Origin of the sequence: Pseudomonas sp. WS 5021, assembly GCF_012985535.1 — a bacterium.
GTDB lineage: Bacteria > Pseudomonadota > Gammaproteobacteria > Pseudomonadales > Pseudomonadaceae > Aquipseudomonas.
Genome location: NZ_JAAQWP010000002.1, coordinates 809908 through 830534, shown reverse-complemented (window position 1 = coordinate 830534; position 20627 = coordinate 809908). Strand labels below are relative to the sequence as shown.

The window sequence follows — 20627 nt, the reverse complement described above, 5'->3', positions numbered from 1 at the left end:
CATCCTTGAAGCATTGGATCACCAGGGTGCGGCGACCACGATGTACTGCACGGAACTGCCGACGTACTGCGGTTGGTACCAGGTCGGCCCGCAATGCTGGTAGGCCACGCCATTGGCGATGACCGACACGCAATCGACCGGCACCGTGTTGACCCGCGTGCCGATGGCCAGGATCGTCGCGGTGGTGGCGCCGATCACGGCGGCCGTGGCCCAGGGGTGATACCAATCATCCGGCGGCGGTGGTGGCGGTGGTGGCGGCGGTGGCGGCATCGGGTAAGGATGCGGCCCAGGCCCTGGTCCCGGCCCTGGATACGGCGGCGGATGCGGGCCGGGCGGCGGCCCTGGATACGGATGCGGCCCCGGCTGCGGGTGTGGCTCGGGATGAGGCGGCATGGGCCGGGGCGCCGGCATCGGGTGCGGCGGCGGTGGATGGAAACCGCCACCGCCATGGGGCACGACGAAGGTCCGTGCGCCACCACCGCCGCGCATCTGCCAGGCGTGGGCGGTCAGCGGGTCGAACAGGGTCAGCAGCAAACTGGCAGTGAGCACCGCCGCCACGGGCTTCATGGTTGTGCTCCTGCGGGGGCCAGGGGGATTGCCCGGGCACCGGCTGGCGGGGTGAATTCAAAGTCGCGGTCGTTGCTAGGGGCGTCCAGCTGCCAGCGATAATCGACGCTGTGGCGCGGCTGCCCGGCGCTGTCGCGACGGCTGATCACCAGGCGGCACGGCAGCGGCTGCGGGCCCTGGCGCACCCACAGTTGCCAGTCGATGTCCGGTTGGCGGTAGGCGTAGTGATCGCATACCTGGCCATTGAGGGTCTGGCTGTCGATCCATAGTGCGTCGCTCAGACCGGCGGCCTTGGCGGTAGTGGCGTCCCAACGGAACAGGTCGGCCAGGGGCAGTTCGATGCCGTACCGTTCACTTAATTGGGCGAGCAGGCTGGCGATATCCGTGGGAGCGGCCTGCTCGGTGAAGTAGCCGCTGCGGCTGTCGTAGAGGGTGAAGCGCTGGCCGTTATAGAACAGGCTGCGGCGCTCGCCATTGCGTTCCACCTGCACCCGCAGCTTGTCGGGCTGCCTGGCCTGCAGGTGAGTCTGGTGATTGAACTCGATGACCTGGCCGTCCTCCAGGACCTGGTCGGTGCGGCTGTCGGTATCGAGCCGTAACTGCTGCACGCTGCGCAGATAGCTGCCCATCTGCTCCAGGGCGGCCAGGGCCTTGGGCTCCAGTTCGCCGGCCACCGCACCGCCGCTGACGAGCAGCAGGCCCAGCAACATACGATGAAAGCGCGACATGGCGTACCTCACGAATGCGATTACCAGACGTATTGCATGCGCAAGGTCCAGGTGTTCACGTCGGGCGAGCCGCGTCGCTCGGCAATGGTGTCGGAATAGGCCAGCAACCCGCCGAATTGCGGCGTGAGCATAAAGCCCAGGCTTGCCCCCAACAGGCCGTTTTCCTGCTTGTTGTCCTGCCAGATGCCGTCGATCTTGCTTTCACCACCCCGGCTGTAGGTGGCATCCAGCGAGGCCCAGAGCGCGCGATTGATGGTGTAGCTGTAGTGACCCTCGATGGCGTACAGCGGCTTTTGCTCCAGCTTGCTGTCGCCGTGGTACTCGTCGTTGTCGCCAAACAGCGAGACCCAGGTATTGATCTCAAGCCAAGTGGGGCCCAACGGCGTGCCGAAGCCCAGTTCTGGCTTGACCACCCAGCGGTTGGCGCCGATGTTGATCACGCGGTCCTTGTCATAGTCACCGGTGGGCACGGTGACCCACAGGGCACCGGTCAGGAAGGTCTCGGGTTTCCAGCTGGCGAACTCCGCCGCCGTGAGGGCCGGGCCGCCGAAGATGTTATGGGCGAACACCACCTGGGCATCGCCCATGCCGCCGTTGTGCTTGGTGCCATCGAAGAAGCGCGCGTTATCGAAGGACGCCGAAACATCGGCATAGGGCTGGATAAACTGGATGGCACTGTTACGCCCGTCGATGCCAAACGAGCGCGCGTAGCGCAACAGATACACATCGGCGTTGAGCGACAGGCCATCGATGGGCAGCGTGGTGTCGATGGGGGTGTTGGTGTCCACCCGGTTGTAGTAGCCGAACAGCATATTCAGATCGGTAGGGGTGTTCTGCCAATCCCTGGCATTGTCCGCAACACTTATCCCTGGCACCAGCGCCAGCGTGGCGGCGGCGAATGCACTCAGTCGACTGCGTGAAACCATGGCGCTACTCCTTGTCTGGGCCTGATGTCAGGGGTGTCGGGGCGGTTATTTCACCGGGGTCAGCGCCGGTAGTTTCCACTGGCCGTTACCCACCTCAGGCTTGGGCAGGTAAATGCGCAGTACGGCGTAGAACGGACCGGGTGGTGCTGGCAGCCAGTTGCTTTGTTCGGCTTTGGGCGGTTCGTGATGCTGGACCTTGAGCGTCAGGCCGCCATCGGCATCGAGCTTGAGCTGGGGCAACATCCGCGAGTTGATCAGGTAGCGTTTCTTGTGGTTTGCCACCAACAGCTTGTTTTTGCCGTTGTACATGGTCAGTGACCAGAACGCGTCGGCGGGCGGCAGTTGACCCTTGGCAAAGTGCAGGGTGTAGCTGTGCTTGGCGCCGTTGGCCGGCTTGCCCTCGCTGTCGACGAAGTAGCCCATGTAGGCGGCCTCATCGGTGGAGTTGCCGAAAATCCCCATGTCGGCACCGGCGTAGCGGTACAGGTAATTGTTTTGCAGGTGGTCGCGGCTGCCGAACAGGTCACCGCTGGCCACTTGATGGGTGTCGACCTTGTCTTTCTTGAAGGTGGCGAACTCGGCCTTGCCATCGGCGATCCCGTCTTCCAGGGCCTTGCGTTGTTCGGCGCTCAACTGGGCAACCTTGAACGGCGCGCCAGGGGCGATCCCGATCTTGGCAAAACGCGCCAGCAGCTCTTTTTCACTGTCCTGGGGCGCGGCGAAGGCCAGCATGAAGTTCAGGTAGCGGAACAATTGCGGGCTGTCGCTCATCTCGGCGGCCGGCTTGGGCCACTCGATCTTCGCCACCTTGGCCGGCGCGGCCTGTTTGACGTAGCCGCTCAGGGGCTGGACCTTGTAGCCGGCCTGGATCTGCTTGACCTTGGCCAGGTCCTTGTCATCGAACAGCTGGGTGCGATACAGGGCGTAGGCGATATTGCTTTCGCTGTAGACCACACGGTCCACATCCACCGGTTGCTGGCCCTTCCAGTCGGGCCCGGCGACCATGTAGTGCCCGCCATTGTTGCCGGTGCTGCGGGTGCCCAGGTAGGCGAAGTTCTGCGTATAGAGGTCGATCAACTGCACGGAGTAATAGCGGTTGTCCTCGATTTTCGGCAGGGTCAGCACCATCGGCTCGCGGCGCAGGTCCAGCCAGACAAAGGAGTAGGGGGTGTCCGAATTGGGGGTGACGAAGGCCGTGTCCTTGGGGGTGAAAACCTTGGCGGTGTTGCCGATGTGGTTGAACGGCGCCTTGAAGTTGGCGCCGCCCTTGTCCACCGCCTGGGTGTAGAGGGTCTTGTACATTTCCACTACCGGGAAGCCATACAGGTACGCTTCCTTGGCAATGGCCCGGGCTTCGCCGGGGGAGGCGGTAAAGTCCGCCCAGGCGCCGGTACTCAGCAGTATCGAGAGGCTCGCCAGCAGCAGGCGCGTCGGTTTTCCAATCATGTTGGTGCGTCCTTCCTTCAAACCGTCAGGGAACAGGGGTGATGTCGTCGAGCTTCCAGCGCTTGTCGAAGTAGGCCTCGGTAGGGGCATACAAGCGGAAGTAGCTGAACCAGTGTTTGCCCGGCAGAGTTTGCACCCAGTTGTTCTCGAAGTCTTTTGGCGCGGTGGGGCCAAAGTACAAATCCACCGAACCGTCGGGATTTTTCTTCAGGTCCTGGCGAGAAGACAGGTCGGCCTTGCGTTGCGGGTTGTCGATCAGGCAGCGGCTGTCGATGTCGTACACCGTCATCGACCAGAACTGCTTGGCCGGTGGGTTGGCGCCCAGGTGCAGTTTGTAGTGCTTGGCGCCATCGAGCCATTGGCCCTTCTGGTCGGTGTAGGCGCCGAGATAGGTCTGGCCCAGGCCCGGAGTCTTGGAGACCATGCCCTTGGTGTTGGTCACCGCTTCATAGAACCAGGCGCTGCGCTCCCATAATTGGTCGTAGAAGGTCACGCGCTGGGAGGGGGCGGCGATGTTCAGCACCGTATCCCATTGGCGGTCCGGCCAGTACTGGGCCTGGGGGAAGCGCTTGGCGAAGGCGTTGGCCTTGGCGATCAACTCGCCCATCTGCGCACCTTGCTCCAGGGCCTGGCGCTGGTGCTCGTTGGGGTTGAACGGCCGGTCTTTCTCAATGCCCAGGCTGGCGAGCATGGCCATGTAGAAACGGTCGCGCTCGTTGACTGGCTCCTTCTGGATGATCCCGTGCAGGCGCTCCCAGTACGCCATGCCGCGCGGCTGGGTGCCGGACCACGGCTTGCCAGCGGGTGACAGCAAGCGCGTTTTGCCAGGGTTGGCGCGCTGGGCGTAGGGGTACATGCGAAATTGCTCGACCAGGGCTTTGCCCTTGGCCGGGTCGGGGTCGAGCACGCGAAAGCCCACCAGCACGTTCATCGTTTGCGACTTGGCCAGGTAATACTTGCCCGCATCGGCGGGCGGTTCGTGGCCCGGTGGCAGCACCAGGTACTTGCCGCCCTTGCCTTGGTCCGGGCCGGTCTGGCCCATATCGATGATTGCGCGCTGCCAGAAGTCGCCAATGCCGCCGGCGGTAGGCCCCGGTGGCAACTCGATCACCAGCGGGCCGGTCTCGTTGAGGTCGACAAACCCCAGGATATACGGGGTGGTGGCATTGGCCGTGATCACCCCGAGCTTGTCTTCGTAGGTGGTGAGCACCATCAGGTCGCCACTGCGCGCGCCGAGCTTGGTACTGAATTCGTCCTGCCATTGGGCGTAGGACACCAGCGGCAGAGCCCAGAGAAAACTCTGGGTGGCCTGTTGGAAATCCAGCTCGCCGTACAGCTTGGCGATTTCACTGTGGGCGGGCAATTCGCCCTCCATGGTGATCGGGCCGATGCGGGTGTCGAGGGTCTGGGCATGCACGCCCACGCCACAACTGGCGGACAGAGCCAGGAGGGTGAAGCCGGCATTGCGCATCAGGGCCTGCATAAATCGTCCTTATTTCCCGAAAGTCACGTTGATCCCGGCGAACAGGGTGAACTGCGGCAGGCCATCGCCCTTGCGCGCCACCGTCCACTGCGGCTCGACGTAGGCGTTGAGAATATTGCTGCCGGCTTTCCAGGCCTTGCCCGCACCAAAGCCGATGGGGATGTAGTGGGTGTCGTTCTTCAGGTCGAAGGTCCAGGTGCCCGTGGAGCGCAGGTACCAGCCCTTGGGCAGGTTATGGATGATGAAGGGCTGGAAGGTCGCGCTTTCCACGTGGGCCCGGTCGCGGTCGCCGGCGAACGAGCTCTGGTACTGCACCAGCGCGCCCAGCAGGCCACGGGGCGAGGCGTCGATGGCCACGGCTGCCAGGCCGGCCTGCCATTTGCCGGTGCCCAGTTCATCGTGCTCGGCAGTCGGCGCGGTGAGCTGCGGGCCGATGCCCAACTGCACACCTTCGGTCTTGAGCAGGAAGATATCGAACAGGTTCAGGTCACCGATGCCGGTGCTGTAGCCGCTATGGGGATCGGGGCGAGTGCTCAGGGGCAGGGTGGCGCGCAGCAGTTGGGGCACGCCGATAAAGTCCGAGGGGGCAATGGGCAGGGTGCCGCGCAGCAACACGTCATTGGTATGGGCATTGGTGTCGTACAGCCTGGGGGTGTAGTAGTCCTGCAAGTTGGCGCCGGGTGCCATGTTGAGCGGGTTGTTGCTCTTGTTGGCGGTTTCGGCGTTATCGGCCTGGGCAGAACACGCGGGCAACAGTAAAGCGGCCAACATACATGCTGGAAGTCGCGGTGCTGTGAACATGATGATTCCCCAGTTCCTTGGTCACTGACCCGATAGCGCTTTCGTAGGGCTGCCGGTAGTCCTTATTCGAAAACCTGGTAGGACATGTCGTTTGAAGCTAGCAGTTAAATTCAGACTCGCTAGTCACTCGAACGAATTAATGACTTTGTGTGGGGGCAATCACGGTTTGTTTGCGGGGATACAGGGGGGGTGAGTCAACCCAGCATGCTTTTGACTTTATCGCGCAGTTGATCGATGGAGAATGGCTTGGCAATCATCTGCACACCTGCGGGCAGCTCAATGTTTTCGGCATAGCCACTGGCAAGCAGGATGGGCAGGCTTGGGCGCAATGTGCGTGTTCGCTGCGCCAGTTCCTTGCCATTCATGCCCGGCAGGCCCCAGTCGGTCATCATCAGGTCGATCACACGGGTGTTGTCTTCTATGAATACCAGGGCGGCTTCGGCGTGTTCAGCCTCGAGCACCTTGAACTCCAGTTCTTCGAGCACATCGACGATCAACATGCGCACGATGGCATCGTCTTCGACGACAAGGATGGTGGAGGCAGCGGACATAATGAGGGTTCCCAGATGATGGTGTTAACGAGACCATCCTCTAGTGAGTTGCGTCGATCCCGGCAAGTTCCCCAAGCGGGGTGGGTATTGTGCCGATAATCCGGCGCAATGTCCTGAGTGTGTCGTTGAAATACGTCATAAACGTAGCCCTTACCGACGATTTTGGGGCAAACTCCCGGTTTTTCCGCTCTTGGCCAAGGCACGCCCATGACTCCCGCATCGTCCGTCGATGAAAACAGTTTCCGCAAACTCCTGAGCCGTAACGTGGCCTTGCCATTGGGCGTGGGTGTGCTCAGCGCGGTGTTTTTCGTGTGCCTGATCACCTACCTGCTATCGGTGATCCAGTGGGTGGAGCACACCGATCGGGTGATCAATAACCTCAATGAAACCGCGAAACTGACTGTCGATCAGGAAACCGGCATGCGCGGTTTCCTGATTACCGGGGATGAGCATTTTCTCGACCCCTACGAAGTGGCCAAGCCACGGATCATTTCCGACCTGCGCAATTTGCAGGCCCTGGTGGCGGATAACCCCCAGCAAGTGGACCGACTCAAGCGCCTGGAGTCGCTGCAACTGGAGTGGAACAACTACGCCCAGACGATGATTGACCTGCAACGGCAGAACGGTGATTACCGGGGCGCGGTGAAAGCCGGGAGGGGTAAGCGCCTGACCGACGAGATTCGCAAGGAATACGACGCCGCGGTTGCCATGGAGCAGCAGTTTCGCATCGACCGCAATGAGGACGTGACTCGCACCACAGTCCTGAGCGTGACCTTCTACCTGCTGTTTGTGCTGGGCCTGAGTGGTTTCCTGGCCTACGTCGGCAGAAAGAATCTGATGGTGCTTTCCGACAGCTACAGCGCCAACCTGGCCTCGCAGATGAAGATCGCCAAGCGCCTGGAACAGCAGGCCTGGCTGCGCAACGGGCAGACCGAGCTGGCTGAACAGGTGCTTGGCCAACTGACCCTGAACCTGCTGGGGCGCAATATTTTGCAATTCTGTGCCCAGTACATGGGCTCGGTGGTGGCTGCGCTGTATGTGCGCGAAGAACATGGCGGCCTCAAGCGCGTGGCCGCGTATGGCTTTTCCCGGGAGCAGGAGCAGCAGGAGCAGGCGATCTACCGCGATGAGGGGATCGTCGGCCAGGCGGCACAGCAGCACCGTTTGATTCGCCTGGACGATGTGCCGGTGGATTACTTCAAGGTCAGCTCGGGCCTGGGTGATGGCGCGCCGCGTAGCGTGCTGGTGGTGCCGACCAGCGATGATGACCGGGTCAATGGGGTGATCGAGCTGGGCTTCTTGCGCCCCCTGGACGACCGCGATGTGGAGCTGCTGGAGCTGATCGCGGGCAATATCGGCACCTCCATCGAGGCGGCGCGCTATCGTCAGCGCTTGCAGGAAGTGCTGGCCGAGACCCAGCAGCTCAACGAAGAGTTGCAAGTGCAGCAAGAAGAGCTCAAGACCGCCAACGAGGAACTCGAAGAGCAGTCGCGCATTCTCAAGGAATCCCAGGCGCACCTGGAAACCCAGCAGGCGGAGCTGGAGCAGACCAACGAGCAATTGGCCGAGCAGACCCAGATCCTTGCCGACCAGCGCGACGCCATGGACCGCAAGAACGTCGAGCTCAATCGCGTGCAGGTCGAGCTGGAGGACCGCGCCGACGAGTTGCAGCGCTCCAGCAAGTACAAGTCCGAGTTCCTCGCCAACATGTCCCATGAACTGCGCACGCCGCTCAACAGTTCGCTGATCCTGGCCAAGCTGCTGGCGGAAAACTCCGAGGAAAACCTCAGTGCCGAACAGGTCAAGTTTGCCGAGTCGATTTACTCGGCGGGCAACGACCTGCTTAACCTGATCAATGACATCCTGGACATTGCCAAGGTCGAGGCCGGCAAGCTCGATATGCGTCCCGAGAACACCAGCGTGGCACGCCTGGTCGAGGGCCTGCGCGGGATGTTCGAGCCTATGGCCCGCGACCGCAAGCTGGGTTTCCAGGTGGAAGTGCAGGCCGGCGCGCCGCTGATGCTGTTCACCGACCGTCAGCGCCTGGAACAGATCCTCAAGAACCTGCTGTCCAACGCGGTCAAGTTCACCGAGAAGGGCCAGGTCAGCCTGACCATTTCCCGCCAGCCGGGGGAGGGCATTGCCTTTACCGTGCGCGATTCCGGCATTGGCATCGCGCCCGACCAGCAGCAAAGCATCTTCGAAGCCTTCCGCCAGGCCGACGGCACCACCAACCGCCGCTATGGCGGCACCGGCCTGGGGCTGTCGATTTCCCGCGACCTGGCGACCTTGCTCGGCGGCTACATCAACGTCACCAGTGAGCCGGGCCAGGGCAGCATCTTTACCCTGGTGCTGCCAGAGCAGTACGTGGAGCGCGACGAAGACGCGCCGCCTATCGAGCAGCCGCGGGCCATGGTGGCCGCCCCGGCCCCTGTGGCGCCGGTACGGGTTTCACCGTTGCCGGTGGCGGATGAAGCGTTGATCCCGCGCTTTGCCGACGACCGCGAGCAGGCACCGTTCGTTACCCGTTGCATCCTGGTGGTGGAAGATGAGCCGAACTTTGCGCGCATCCTCTTCGACCTGGCCCATGAGCTGGGTTACCACTGCCTGGTGGCCCATGGTGCGGACGAGGGCTATAGCCTCGCCGAACAGTACCTGCCCGACGCGATCCTCTTGGACATGCGCCTGCCTGACCACTCCGGGCTCACCGTGCTGCAACGCCTCAAGGAACACGCCGAGACCCGGCATATCCCGGTGCATGTGATTTCCGTGGAGGATCGCGTGGAAGCCGCCATGCACATGGGCGCCATCGGCTATGCGGTCAAGCCCACCACCCGCGAAGAGCTCAAGGACGTATTTGCGCGCCTGGAGGCCAAGCTGACGCAGAAGGTCAAGCGCATCCTGCTGGTGGAAGACGATGATTTGCAGCGCGACAGCATCGCGCGCCTGATCGGTGATGACGACATTGAAATCACCGCCGTTGGCTTCGCCCAGGAGGCCTTGGACCTGCTGCGCAGCACGGTGTACGACTGCATGATCATCGACCTCAAGCTGCCGGACATGCTCGGCAACGAGTTGCTCAAGCGCATGGCCACCGAGGATATCTGCTCGTTCCCGCCGGTGATTGTCTACACCGGGCGCAACCTGACCCGCGACGAAGAGGCAGAACTGCGCAAGTATTCACGCTCGATCATCATCAAGGGCGCCCGTTCGCCGGAACGGTTGCTGGATGAAGTGACACTCTTTCTGCACAAAGTCGAATCCCAGCTGTCCCAGGAACGACAGAAGATGCTCAAGACCGCCCGCAGCCGCGACAAGGTCTTCGAGGGGCGCAAGGTGCTGCTGGTGGATGATGATGTGCGCAATATCTTCGCCCTCACCAGCGCCCTGGAGCACAAGGGCGCGATTGTGGTCATTGGCCGCAACGGCCGTGAGGCGATCGAGAGGCTCAATGAGGTCGAGGACATCGACCTGGTGTTGATGGACGTGATGATGCCGGAGATGGACGGCTACGAGGCCACCGCCTTGATCCGCCAGGACCCGCGCTGGCGCAAGCTGCCGATCATCGCGGTGACGGCCAAGGCCATGAAGGACGATCAGGAGCGCTGCCTCGCGGCGGGCTCCAACGACTACCTGGCCAAGCCAATTGACCTGGACCGGCTGTTTTCGCTGATCCGGGTGTGGTTGCCCAAGATGGAACGCATTTAAGTGGAAATACACTAAGTGGATCGAAGTACTGATATTGAACTGCGCTTGCTGATCGAGGCGATTTACCTCAAGTACAGCTATGACTTTCGCGACTATTCCGGGGCTTCGGTCAAGCGCCGTGTGGCCCACGCCTTGCGCCAGTTCGACTGCAAGACCATCTCGGCCTTGCAGGAGCGGGTGCTACACGATCCCACGGCATTCATGCAGTTGCTGCAGTTCCTGACCATCCCGGTCAGCGAGATGTTTCGCGACCCATCGCACTTTTTGGCGATTCGCCAGGAAGTGGTGCCGCTGCTCAAGACCTACCCGTCGATCAAGATCTGGATCGCCGGCTGCAGCACCGGGGAGGAGGTGTATTCGATGGCCATCCTGCTGCGCGAGGAAGGCTTGCTGGAACGCACTATCATTTACGCCACCGATATCAACCCCACTTCCCTGGAGAAGGCCAAGCAGGGGATCTTTTCCCTGGAAAACGTGCGTGCCTACACCCACAACTACCAGCAGGCCGGAGGGCAGCGTTCGTTTGCCGACTACTACACGGCAGCCTACGATTACGCGATCTTCGACAAGACCCTGCGCGAGAACGTAACGTTCGCCGACCACAGCCTGGCGACCGATAGCGTATTTTCGGAAACTCAATTAATTTCATGTCGTAACGTACTGATTTATTTCAATAAAAAATTGCAGGATCGGGCGTTTGGGTTGTTTCATGAGTCGCTGTGTCATCGCGGCTTCCTGGTGCTGGGCAGTAAGGAAACCCTGGATTTCTCCGCCTACAGCAAGCAATTCGAACCCTTGGTCAAGCAAGAACGGATCTACCGCAAATCATGAACCAAGCAACTGCCAGCCCGGCCCGTGTGTCGGGTATCCAAGCCATTGTCGTTGGCGCATCCGCCGGTGGGGTCGAGGCGTTGCTGAGTATTTTCGGGGCCTTGGCGCCTGGGTTCGACCTGCCGATCATTGCCGTACTGCACCTGCCGGATGAGCGGCGCAGCCAGTTGGCCGAGGTGTTTGACCGGCGCGTGGCAATGCATGTGGTGGAGGCGCGGGACAAGGAGATGATCCAGCCCGGCACCCTGTATTTTGCCGGCCCCGGCTACCACCTGTCGGTGGAGCAGGACCGCAGCCTGTCCTTGAGCCAGGAAGAGCGCGTGCATCACTCACGCCCGGCCATTGACTATCTGTTCGAGTCGGCCGCCGATGCCTATGGCCCGCATCTGCTGGCGATCCTTTTGACCGGCGCCAACCAGGACGGCGCGCGTGGCCTGGCCCACGTCAAGCTGCGTGGCGGCACCACCGTGGTCCAGGACCCTGCCGAGGCCCGGGTGGCGGTGATGCCCAAGGCGGCGTTGGCGCTGCATGCACCTGACCAAATTCTTACCTTGAGCCGGATTGGCGCTTTGCTGGCTTCCCTGGAATCTTCCCCATGTTAAGTACTATCCAGGCCAAACTGCTGATCGTCGACGATCTGCCGGAAAACCTGCTGGCCCTTGAGGCACTGATCAAGCGCGAGGACCGCCAGGTCTACAAGGCATTGAGCGCGGACGAAGCCTTGTCGCTGCTGCTCGAGCATGAGTTCGCCATGGCTATTCTCGACGTGCAGATGCCCGGCATGAACGGCTTCGAACTGGCCGAGATGATGCGTGGTACCGAAAAGACCAAGAACATTCCCATCGTGTTTGTGAGTGCCGCCGGTCGTGAGCTCAATTACGCCTTCAAGGGCTACGAGAGTGGCGCGGTGGATTTCCTGCACAAGCCCCTGGACATCCACGCGGTCAAGAGCAAGGTCAATGTATTCGTCGACCTGCACCGCCAGAGCAAGGCCATGAAGCAGCAGGTCGAAGCCCTGGAGCAAAGCCGGCGCGAGCAGGAGTTGTTGCTCAACCGCCTGCAGGCGACCCAGGCCGAGCTGGAGCAGGCGGTGCGCATGCGCGATGACTTCATGTCCATCGTCGCCCATGAGGTGCGTACGCCCCTCAACGGCCTGATCCTGGAGACCCAGTTGCGCAAGATGCACCTGGCTCGGGACAACGCCGCTGCCTTTACCCTGGACAAGATGCACGCCATGGTCGATCGCGATGAACGGCAGATCCAGAGCCTGATCCGCTTGATCGAAGACATGCTCGATGTGTCGCGGATCCGCACCGGCAAGCTGTCGATCCGCCCGGGGCAGTTCGACCTGGCGCAGTTGGTGCGTAACCTGCTGGAGAACTTTGCCCCGCAAGTGGCGGCGGCCGAGTCGTCGGTGCAACTGGATGCGCCGCAGCCGGTGGAGGGCAAGTGGGATGAGTTTCGCATCGAGCAGGTGGTGTCCAACCTGTTGACCAACGCCCTGCGCTACGGCGCCAAGAGCCCGGTGGCGGTACGGGTGTATGCCGAACATGGCGAGGCCAGGGTGGAAGTCCGGGACCGCGGGATCGGTATCAGCGAAGACAACCAGAAGCGGATTTTCCAGCAGTTCGAGCGCGTATCGGCCAACCATGCGGTGGCCGGGCTTGGCCTTGGGCTGTTTATCTCCGAACAGATCGTTGCGGCCCACGGCGGCACGATTGAAGTCGAGAGCCAGATAGGAGAGGGCGCATTGTTCCGTGTGTGCCTGCCCCTGGGGGCCGGGGCGTGAAATCAATCGTCACCCCGACGCAACCTCTGCGTGACCCTATGGTCGTATCAGCAGCAATTGACCGGACAAAGGCTTCCCATGAGTGAAGATGCGCAAGATGTTGTACTGATCGTCGAGGATGACGAGTCGATCATGTTCGTGCTGGGCGAGTACCTCGCGGGCCTTGGGTACCGGGTTCTCAAGGCCATCGACGGCGAGCAGGCTTTCGAAATCCTCGCTTCCAAGCCGCACCTGGACCTGATGGTGACTGACTATCGACTGCCTGGCGGGATTTCCGGGGTGCAGATCGCTGAGCCTGCGATCAAGCTGCGGCCGGAATTGAAGGTGATCTTTATCAGCGGTTATCCGCAGGAGATCCTCGACTGCAACAGCCCGATCACCCGTAACGCGCCGATCCTGGCCAAGCCGTTTGATCTGGATACGCTGCATGAGCATATCCAGCGGCTGCTGGCCTGAGGCTTCAGGCTCGCGCTGGCAGGCCCTGACCGTGCAGCGACGCGGGAGCGTTTTTTGCAAATGCCCCCGCATGTCAGGCCTGAATCATCTCCCGCACCTTCGCCGTCAGCAGGTCGAAGGTAAAGGGCTTGGTGATCAACTGCATGCCCGGGTCCAGGAACCCGCCGCGCACCGCCGCGTGCTCGGCATAGCCGGTAATGAACAACACCCTCAGGTCCGGACGGATCTGCCGGCCGATCTCCGCCAATTGGCGGCCGTTCATGCCCGGCAAGCCCACATCGCTGATCATCAGGTCAATGCGCTGGCTGGATTCGATAATCGGTAGCGCACTGTCGGCATCTCCCGCCTCGACAAAGGCATAGCCCAGCTCACTCAGTACCTGGCTCACCAACACCCGTACCGCCGGGTCATCCTCGACAATCAGCACACACTCGCCGGCGTTGGCAAACGGCAGCAATGCCGGGTCCTGCGGGGCATCGGCAGTGACTTCACCGACAAACCTGGGCAGGAACAGGCTCACCGTGGTGCCTTTGCCGACCTCACTGTGGATGATCACATGGCCACGGGACTGGCGGGCGAACCCGTAGATCATCGACAGGCCCAGGCCGGTGCCCTGGCCGATGGGTTTGGTGGTGAAGAACGGGTCGAAGGCGCGGCTGATCACGTTTTCCGGCATGCCGCAGCCGGTGTCGCTGACGTTCAGCTCCACGTAGTCGCCCGGGGTCAGGGTGCCGTAGGCGGCGGTGAACACGTTATCGAGGTGGCGATTGCGCGTTTCGACCACCAGTCGACCGCCGTCAGGCATGGCGTCGCGGGCATTGAGCGCCAGGTTGAGCAGGGCGCTTTCCAGCTGATTGGGGTCGGCTTCGGCGGTCCACAGCTGCCCGCTCAATTGCATCTCCAGCACGATGCTTTCGTTGAGGCTGCGTTGCAGCAATTCGCCCATGGACGTCACCAACTGGTTGATCTCCACCGGCTTGGAGTCCAGCGACTGGCGGCGGGAAAACGCCAGCAGGCGGTGGGTCAGGCCGGCGGCGCGGTTGGCCGAGGTCACACCCAGGTCGATCAGGCTGTCGAGGTCGTCCAGGCGGCCCCGGGCCAGGCGCCGGCGCAGCAGTTCGAGGCTGCCGATAATCCCGGTAAGCATGTTGTTGAAGTCGTGGGCGATACCGCCGGTCAACTGGCCCACGGCTTCCATTTTTTGTGACTGGCGCAAGGCTTCTTCGTTACTGCGCAGTTGCGCAGTGCGTTCTTCGACTTGTTGTTCAAGGGTTTCGAGAGTGCGTTGCAGGCGCAGTTCGCTCTGGCTCAGGTCGATCAGGCGGTCGCGGGCTTCGTATTGCCGTCGGCGCCCGCGCAGGGCGGTGGTCACCAGGCTGATCAGCGTCACCGGGTGAAACGGCCGCTCCAGTAAGGTGATGTTGCCCAGCCTGGCGCTCAAGTGGGATGAGGCGTTCTGTTCGGTGCCGCCATGGTGGGTCATCAGGACGATGGGCAGGTCCGACCAGGCTGGCTGCTGGTGCAGATAGTCCAGCAGCGGTTCCAGCCCGACCCCGTGCAAGGCTTCGGCGGCGATGATCAGCAGGCCCGCGCCCTGTTCCAGTTCGTCGCAGAGCATGGGCAGGTTGGGGGCGGCGATACCGCTGAAACCTGCCTCGTTGAGCATCATCAGCGCCAGCGAGCTGTCCCGTCCCAAGGGCGCGAGAATGATCGCGCGCTCGGAAACGGCCGGCAGGCTACTCACAAGCTCTCATCCTTGAGCAGCGGCTTGCCGGCACCCATGTAGGTGGGCACTCCGCGCAGCACGCCCTGGAAGGCTTCGAGGGGTTCGCCGATGGTCATGCCACGGCTGGCGATGCGGTATTCGCGGATGGTCGATTCATGGCTGCCGGTGCGTTTCTTGATGATGGAAATTGCCCGTCGTACCTTGCCCAGTGCTTCGAAGTAGCGCAACAGGATCACCGTGTCTGCCAGGTAGGTGATATCCACCGGCGCTTGCATGTCGCCGACCAGGCCGTGCTGGGCCACGGTCATGAAGGTCGCTGCGCCACGGCGGTTGAGGTACAGCAACAGCTCGTGCATGTGCAGCACCAGGGCGTTTTCCTCAGGCATCGCTGCCTGGTAACCGTTGATGCTGTCGATGACCACGGTCTTGATCTGGCGCTCATCCACGCAACGCCGCACCCGGTGGGAAAACTCGCCGGGCGACAGCTCGGCGGCATCCACCTGCTCGATCAGCAGGTTGCCGGTGGCTTGCAGGGCGGCCAGGTCAATGCCCATGTTTTTCATGCGGTCGAACAGCAGGCCCAGCTCTTCATCGAAGATAAACAGCGCGGCCTTTTCGCCACGGGCCACTGCTGCGGCAGCGAAGATCATCGAGATCAAGGATTTGCCGGTACCGGCAGGGCCGAGGATCAGGGTGCTGGAGCCGGTCTCGATCCCGCCGCCGAGCAGCGCATCCATCTCGCGAATACCGCTGGTCAGGGTCTGGCGGCTGTAACCGCTGCGGTGCTCGGCCGCCACCAGGCGGGGGAACACATGCACGCCATCTTCCATAATGGTGAAGTCGTGAAAGCCCCCACGGTACTTCTGGCCACGGTACTTCACCACCCGTACCCGGCGCCGTTCCGCGCCGTAGTTGGGGGTCAGTTCTTCCAGGCGGATTACCCCGTGGGCCACGCTGTGTACGGTTTTATCCAGTGATTCGGTGGTCAGGTCGTCCAGCAGCAGCACGGTGGCTTCGTAGCGCACAAAGTAGTGCTTGATCGCCAGGATCTGCCTTCGATAGCGCAACGAGCTTTGGGCCAGCAGGCGGATTTCCGAGAGGCTGTCGATCACCACGCGGGTGGGCTTGACCCGTTCTACCACCTCGAAGATCTGCCGGGTGGCCTCGCCCAGCTCGAGGTCGGAGGAGTACAGCAGGCTTTGCTGATGCTCGGCATTGAGCAGGCTTTCAGGTGGGGTCAGTTCAAAGATATGGATGTGCTCATCCAGGTCCCAGCCGTGGGACTTGGCGCCCTGGCGCAGCTCGCGCTCGGTTTCCGACAGGGTGATATACAGCGATCGTTCCCCGGCCTTGGCGCCGGCCTGGAGAAACTGCAGGGCCACGGTGGTCTTGCCGGTGCCGGGCTCACCTTCGAGCAGGAACAGATGGCTACGCGATAGCCCCCCGGCAAGAATGTCATCAAGACCTTCGATGCCGGTGGCCGCCTTTGCTGTGAACAGCTCTTTGGATGTAGACAAGAAGTGCCCTCGGGTCACGTATAAGTTGAAGGGCGCGCCGGTCAAGGCGCGCCATATTCACTTGACCGTTGGGCTGTGGGGCGGTTCAACGTTTTCTTGTTTTTGTGCAAGGCAGTCCACAGATTTCAATGCCTGGCGCGCGTCACAGGCCTTGTTGCAGGGCCGGATCGTCCGGGTTTTGCTGCTCCAGCTGGGCCAACAGCACCTGCACGTTCTGCAACTGGCCGCTTTCTTTCCAATAGTTGATCAACAGCACCCGCGCCTTGCGGTTGGCCGGGTGGCGCTGGACGATTTCTTCCAACTGGCGCTGGGCGGCTTCCAGTTCCTCCTGGTCGTGCAGGGTGGTGGCCAGGTCGTAGCGGTAATCCTGGTTGTCGGGTTCCAGCTCCACCGCCTTGGACAGGCCCAGCAGCGCGTACTCGCGCTCGCCATGGTGCAGCAGCCACATGCCCAGGGCATGTTGCAGGTAGGCTGACTCGGGGTGGGCTTGCAACTGGGTGGCGAGCACCTGGCGCGAGTCATCGACCTTGCCCTGTTTGTCCAGCAGCTCGATGCGCGCGACCACTGCCGGCAGGTTCTGCGGATCCAGGCGCAATGCCTGTTCCAGCGCATGTTGCGCCTCGGGCAGCAGGGCGCTGTGAATGTACAGGCGTGCCAGCTGGATCCAGCCTTCGGGGCTTTCAGGCTGGGCCTTGAGGTACTTCACATATTCATCCAGCACCAGTTGCAAGGGGCCGAAGTACAGGCCCAGGGTGTCGGGCGACAGGCCCAGCAGGGCATTGGCGGCGGCAAACCGTACGCTTTGTTCGTCATCATCGAGCAATGGGCCGAGCAACAGGGTGCGCTGGCCGCTGGGCACCAGGCCGACGATGCTGGCGATGGCCGCCTGGCGCACCAGGGGGGATTCGTGGCTCAGGTCCTTGTCCGCCAGCTTCAAGGCCTGGGGGCTTGGGTAGTTGTGCAATTCGCCGTGCAGGGCGGCGCGGCGGATGTCGGAGAGGTCCGGCCGGCCCAGTTGCTGATACAACACGCGCGCGGCGCCAGGCTCGCCGTTATGTGCCTGTTTCAGGGCCTTGGAGTAACCGTGGGCAACAGCCGGCGGGACGGACACGCTGGGGGTGCGGGAGAAATACCAAAAGATCAGTACGACAAACAACAGGGCGCTCAGGCCGATGATCGCGTAACGGCGTGACTTTGACATGCAGGCGTCCGAAAGCTGGGCAGCTAGTGCAAAGTGGTCAGCTTCGGTCAGACACCGACGAGTGTCAAACCTGTGTCACGTCAGCACGTAGTCCACGGGCTCCAGGGGCGCCGGCAGGGTGGTTTCGCCGAGAGCCGCGAGGATCTCCCGCTCCAGGGTACGCACGATGGCATTGCACGGCAGGTCGTTTTCATCGAAGCCAAAAGGGTCTTCGAGATCGTCGCCGATCTCATCCAGGCCAAAGAAGGTGTAGCTGACAATGGCGGTGAAAATCGGCGTTAGCCAGCCCAGGGGCTCGGCCATGGCAAACGGCAGGAGGATGCAGAACAGATAGATGGTGCGGTGCAGCAGCAAGGTGTAGGGAAAGGGCAGCGGCGTGCTCTTGATCCGCTCGCAGGCAGCCTGTACCTGGCTCAGGCCGACCAGGCGGGTTTCCAGCTGGGTGTAGCGCCAGTCGCTGATCCGCCCCTGTTGCGCGGCGTCCGAGCAGTGGGCCCCGAGGGTTTGCAGGATGCGGTCGGGCGGGTTCGGGTGGCGGGGTTCCACGTTGATCCACGGTTTGATGGCACTGGCTTCGTCTTCCAGGCGCAGGCGCGCCACCAGGCCGTGGGCAAAGCCGCACAGGCCGCGCAACAGGCCTTCGCGCTCGCCGGGCAGGGTAAAAACCTGGCTCTCACGGATCAGCGAGCGGATTTCAATGACCATCTGCCCCAATTGCTTGCGGCCTTCCCACCAGCGGTCGTAGCAGGCGTTGTTGCGAAAACTCATGAAGATCGACAGCGACAGCCCCAGCAGGGTGAACGGCGTGGCGTTGACCTTGGAGAAATAGGCCGGGTGCAGGGTTTCCACCAACACGATCACCGAGGCCAGCAGCGTGACCAGCAGGCTGCGCAGGGCAATGCGCTTGGCAATCGAGCCCTTGAGGGAGAACAGGATGCCGAACAGGTTGGGTTTGGGGCGAACAATCATCGAGGGGGCTTCTTCGGTGGCGCAGGCCCTCAGATTAGAAGCTAGTGGGCGGGGCGTCCAATCGCTTGGGTTGACCGGCTGATTGTTGGCCTCTATGACCCAACGGTTTGTTCCACGGCGCCATTGGCCAAACCAGTCAGCCACATTGAAAGCTTTGACCATTGTCCATGCGCCGCTCTGGCGCCACTATTTGCGCAGCTTCACCCCGCAAAAGCACGCCCCCCAAAACAACAAAAGACACAGGGATTTGCCACGATGCGCGATTATTTGGCTGCGACCACCCAGTTCAACTACCAGCAAACCGTCGAGGCCGCACTGGCCGGCCACCTGCAAGGGCTCAATGCCTGCGTCGAATGCTGTGACCGGCACGTGCTGCCGGGGCGCATTGCCTTGTTCTGGGAGGGCAAGGATGGTCGCAGCGCCACCGTCACCTTCAGCGAGTTGCAGGATCAGGCCGCGCGTTTGGCCAACTTCCTCCTGGCCCAGGGCGTCAAGCGTGGCGACAAGGTGGCCGGCCTATTGCCGCGCACTGCTGAATTGCTGGTGACGGTGCTTGCCACCTGGCGCATCGGCGCGGTCTACCAGCCGCTGTTCACCGCGTTCGGCCCCAAGGCCATCGAACACCGTTTGAACAGCTCCGGCGCGGCGCTGGTGGTGACCGACGCGGTCAACCGCAGCAAGCTGGCCGAAGTCACCGACTGCCCGACCATCGTCACCGTGGCCGGCGCCAAGGGCGAAGGCATTGTGCGCGGCGATTTCAGCTTCTGGGCCGAGCTGCCCAACTATTCGAATGTGTGCGAACCGGTGTTGCTGGGCGCAGACGATCCGTTCCTGCTGATGTTCACCTCTGGCACCACCGGCCCGTCGAAGGCCCTGGCCGTGCCGCTCAAGGCCCTGGTCGCGTTCCAGAGCTACACCCGTGACGCGGTGGACCTGCGCCCCGAAGATGCGTTCTGGAACGTCGCCGATCCGGGCTGGGCCTATGGCATCTACTTCGGTGTGACCGGGCCGCTGTCCATGGGGCATCCGATCACCTTCTACGATGGCCCGTTCACCCTGGAAAGCACCTGCCGGGTCATCAACAAATACGGGATCACCAACCTGACCGGCTCGCCCACGGCCTACCGCCTGCTGATCGCCGGTGGCGAGCAGTTCGCGCGCTCGATCAAGGGCCGGTTGCGCATTGTCAGCAGCGCTGGCGAGCCGTTGAACCCGGAAGTGATCCGCTGGTTTGCCGATAACCTGGGTGTGACTATCCACGACCACTACGGCCAGACCGAACTGGGCATGGTCCTGTGCAACCACCACGGCCTGGAACACCCAGTGCATGTCGGCTCGGCCGGCTTCGCCTCGCCGGGGCACCGCATCGTGGTGCTGGACGACAACCACCAGGAATTGCCCGCCGGCCAGCCGGGCATCCTCGCCATCGACCGCGAGCAGTCACCCATGTGCTGGTTCGAAGGCTACGACGGGGTCAAGACCAAGGCCTTCGTCGGCAAGTACTACTTGAGCGGCGACACCGTGGAGTTGAACCCCGATGGCAGCATCAGTTTTGTCGGGCGCAGTGACGATGTGATCACCACTTCCGGCTACCGCGTGGGGCCGTTCGATGTGGAAAGCGCCTTGGTTGAGCACCCGGCAGTGATCGAGGCTGCGGTGGTCGGTAAGCCGGACGCCGAGCGCACCGAACTGGTCAAGGCCTTCGTGGTGATCAACAGCCAGTACCGCGCCAACGCCGAGTTGGCCGAGGAACTGCGCCAGCATGTGCGCAAGCGCCTGGCGGCCCACGCCTACCCACGGGAAATCGAATTTGTCAGCGACTTGCCCAAGACCCCGAGCGGCAAGCTGCAACGGTTTATTTTGCGTAACCAGGAAATCGCCAAGGTCCAGGCAGCGACCACGGCTTGATCCCTCTTCAAGGAAACAAT

The 20627-nt window shown here is 62.2% G+C and carries 17 protein-coding genes; 6 read left to right on the top strand and 11 right to left on the bottom strand.

Features of this window, described 5'->3' with window-relative positions:
* Positions 1-18: 18 nt before the first annotated feature.
* The 7 genes from HBO19_RS28335 to HBO19_RS09825 form a co-directional block, all read right to left on the bottom strand.
* Entirely contained in the window at positions 19-567 is a 549-nt protein-coding gene (locus tag HBO19_RS28335) for a hypothetical protein (RefSeq protein ID WP_178121152.1), read from the bottom strand.
* On the bottom strand, positions 564-1295 hold the full coding sequence (locus HBO19_RS09850; protein WP_170057412.1) for a DUF2092 domain-containing protein: 732 nt from the start codon (positions 1293-1295) through the stop codon (positions 564-566). The genes HBO19_RS28335 and HBO19_RS09850 overlap by 4 nt, the downstream gene beginning before the upstream one ends.
* Before the next feature lie 20 nt (positions 1296-1315).
* Positions 1316-2221, bottom strand: a complete 906-nt coding sequence (locus tag HBO19_RS09845) for a transporter (RefSeq protein ID WP_169952514.1) — start codon at positions 2219-2221, stop codon at positions 1316-1318.
* 45 nt (positions 2222-2266) lie between these two features.
* A complete protein-coding gene (locus HBO19_RS09840) occupies positions 2267-3667 on the bottom strand; it encodes a DUF1254 domain-containing protein (protein ID WP_170057411.1) in 1401 nt (466 codons plus the stop codon).
* A gap of 25 nt (positions 3668-3692) precedes the next feature.
* Positions 3693-5150 (bottom strand): DUF1254 domain-containing protein, encoded by a 1458-nt coding sequence (locus tag HBO19_RS09835; protein WP_170057410.1) that lies wholly within the window; start codon positions 5148-5150, stop codon positions 3693-3695.
* A gap of 9 nt (positions 5151-5159) precedes the next feature.
* Positions 5160-5921 (bottom strand): hypothetical protein, encoded by a 762-nt coding sequence (locus HBO19_RS09830; protein ID WP_169952507.1) that lies wholly within the window; start codon positions 5919-5921, stop codon positions 5160-5162.
* A gap of 224 nt (positions 5922-6145) precedes the next feature.
* A complete protein-coding gene (locus HBO19_RS09825; RefSeq protein WP_170057409.1) occupies positions 6146-6502 on the bottom strand; it encodes a response regulator in 357 nt (118 codons plus the stop codon).
* 207 nt (positions 6503-6709) lie between these two features.
* Between HBO19_RS09825 and HBO19_RS09820 the strand changes: the two genes are divergently transcribed.
* The 5 genes from HBO19_RS09820 (at position 6710) to HBO19_RS09800 (ending at position 13286) form a co-directional block, all read left to right on the top strand.
* Positions 6710-10210 (top strand): response regulator, encoded by a 3501-nt coding sequence (locus tag HBO19_RS09820; protein ID WP_170057408.1) that lies wholly within the window; start codon positions 6710-6712, stop codon positions 10208-10210.
* A gap of 15 nt (positions 10211-10225) precedes the next feature.
* Positions 10226-11041, top strand: a complete 816-nt coding sequence (locus tag HBO19_RS09815) for a protein-glutamate O-methyltransferase CheR (RefSeq protein ID WP_170057407.1) — start codon at positions 10226-10228, stop codon at positions 11039-11041.
* Positions 11038-11643 carry a chemotaxis protein CheB gene (locus HBO19_RS09810; protein ID WP_170057406.1) on the top strand — a complete coding sequence of 202 codons (606 nt, stop codon included), beginning with the start codon at positions 11038-11040 and terminating at the stop codon, positions 11641-11643. The genes HBO19_RS09815 and HBO19_RS09810 overlap by 4 nt, the downstream gene beginning before the upstream one ends.
* Entirely contained in the window at positions 11637-12830 is a 1194-nt protein-coding gene (locus HBO19_RS09805) for a hybrid sensor histidine kinase/response regulator (RefSeq protein ID WP_169952496.1), read from the top strand. Before HBO19_RS09810 ends, HBO19_RS09805 begins: the two co-directional genes overlap by 7 nt.
* 78 nt (positions 12831-12908) lie before the next feature.
* Positions 12909-13286 carry a response regulator gene (locus HBO19_RS09800; protein WP_029290496.1) on the top strand — a complete coding sequence of 126 codons (378 nt, stop codon included), beginning with the start codon at positions 12909-12911 and terminating at the stop codon, positions 13284-13286.
* Positions 13287-13359: 73 nt separating this feature from the next.
* On the opposite strand, the gene HBO19_RS09795 is transcribed toward HBO19_RS09800, so the two are convergent.
* The 4 genes from HBO19_RS09795 to HBO19_RS09780 form a co-directional block, all read right to left on the bottom strand.
* Positions 13360-15030: a response regulator gene (locus HBO19_RS09795; protein ID WP_170057405.1), complete on the bottom strand. Its 1671-nt coding sequence runs from the start codon at positions 15028-15030 to the stop codon at positions 13360-13362.
* Positions 15027-16529, bottom strand: coding sequence for an ATPase domain-containing protein (locus tag HBO19_RS09790; RefSeq protein WP_169952490.1), 1503 nt, complete (start codon positions 16527-16529; stop codon positions 15027-15029). The genes HBO19_RS09795 and HBO19_RS09790 overlap by 4 nt, the downstream gene beginning before the upstream one ends.
* A 142-nt stretch (positions 16530-16671) precedes the next feature.
* A complete protein-coding gene (locus HBO19_RS09785; protein ID WP_170057404.1) occupies positions 16672-17730 on the bottom strand; it encodes a tetratricopeptide repeat protein in 1059 nt (352 codons plus the stop codon).
* 75 nt (positions 17731-17805) lie between these two features.
* The gene (locus HBO19_RS09780) at positions 17806-18699 is read right to left on the bottom strand and encodes a bestrophin family protein (protein WP_170041497.1); all 894 of its coding nucleotides are present in this window, start codon (positions 18697-18699) and stop codon (positions 17806-17808) included.
* 255 nt (positions 18700-18954) lie between these two features.
* Here HBO19_RS09780 and HBO19_RS09775 point away from each other — a divergent pair, with 255 nt between their 5' ends.
* Positions 18955-20607 (top strand): AMP-binding protein, encoded by a 1653-nt coding sequence (locus tag HBO19_RS09775; protein WP_170057403.1) that lies wholly within the window; start codon positions 18955-18957, stop codon positions 20605-20607.
* The last annotated feature ends 20 nt before the right edge of the window (positions 20608-20627 follow it).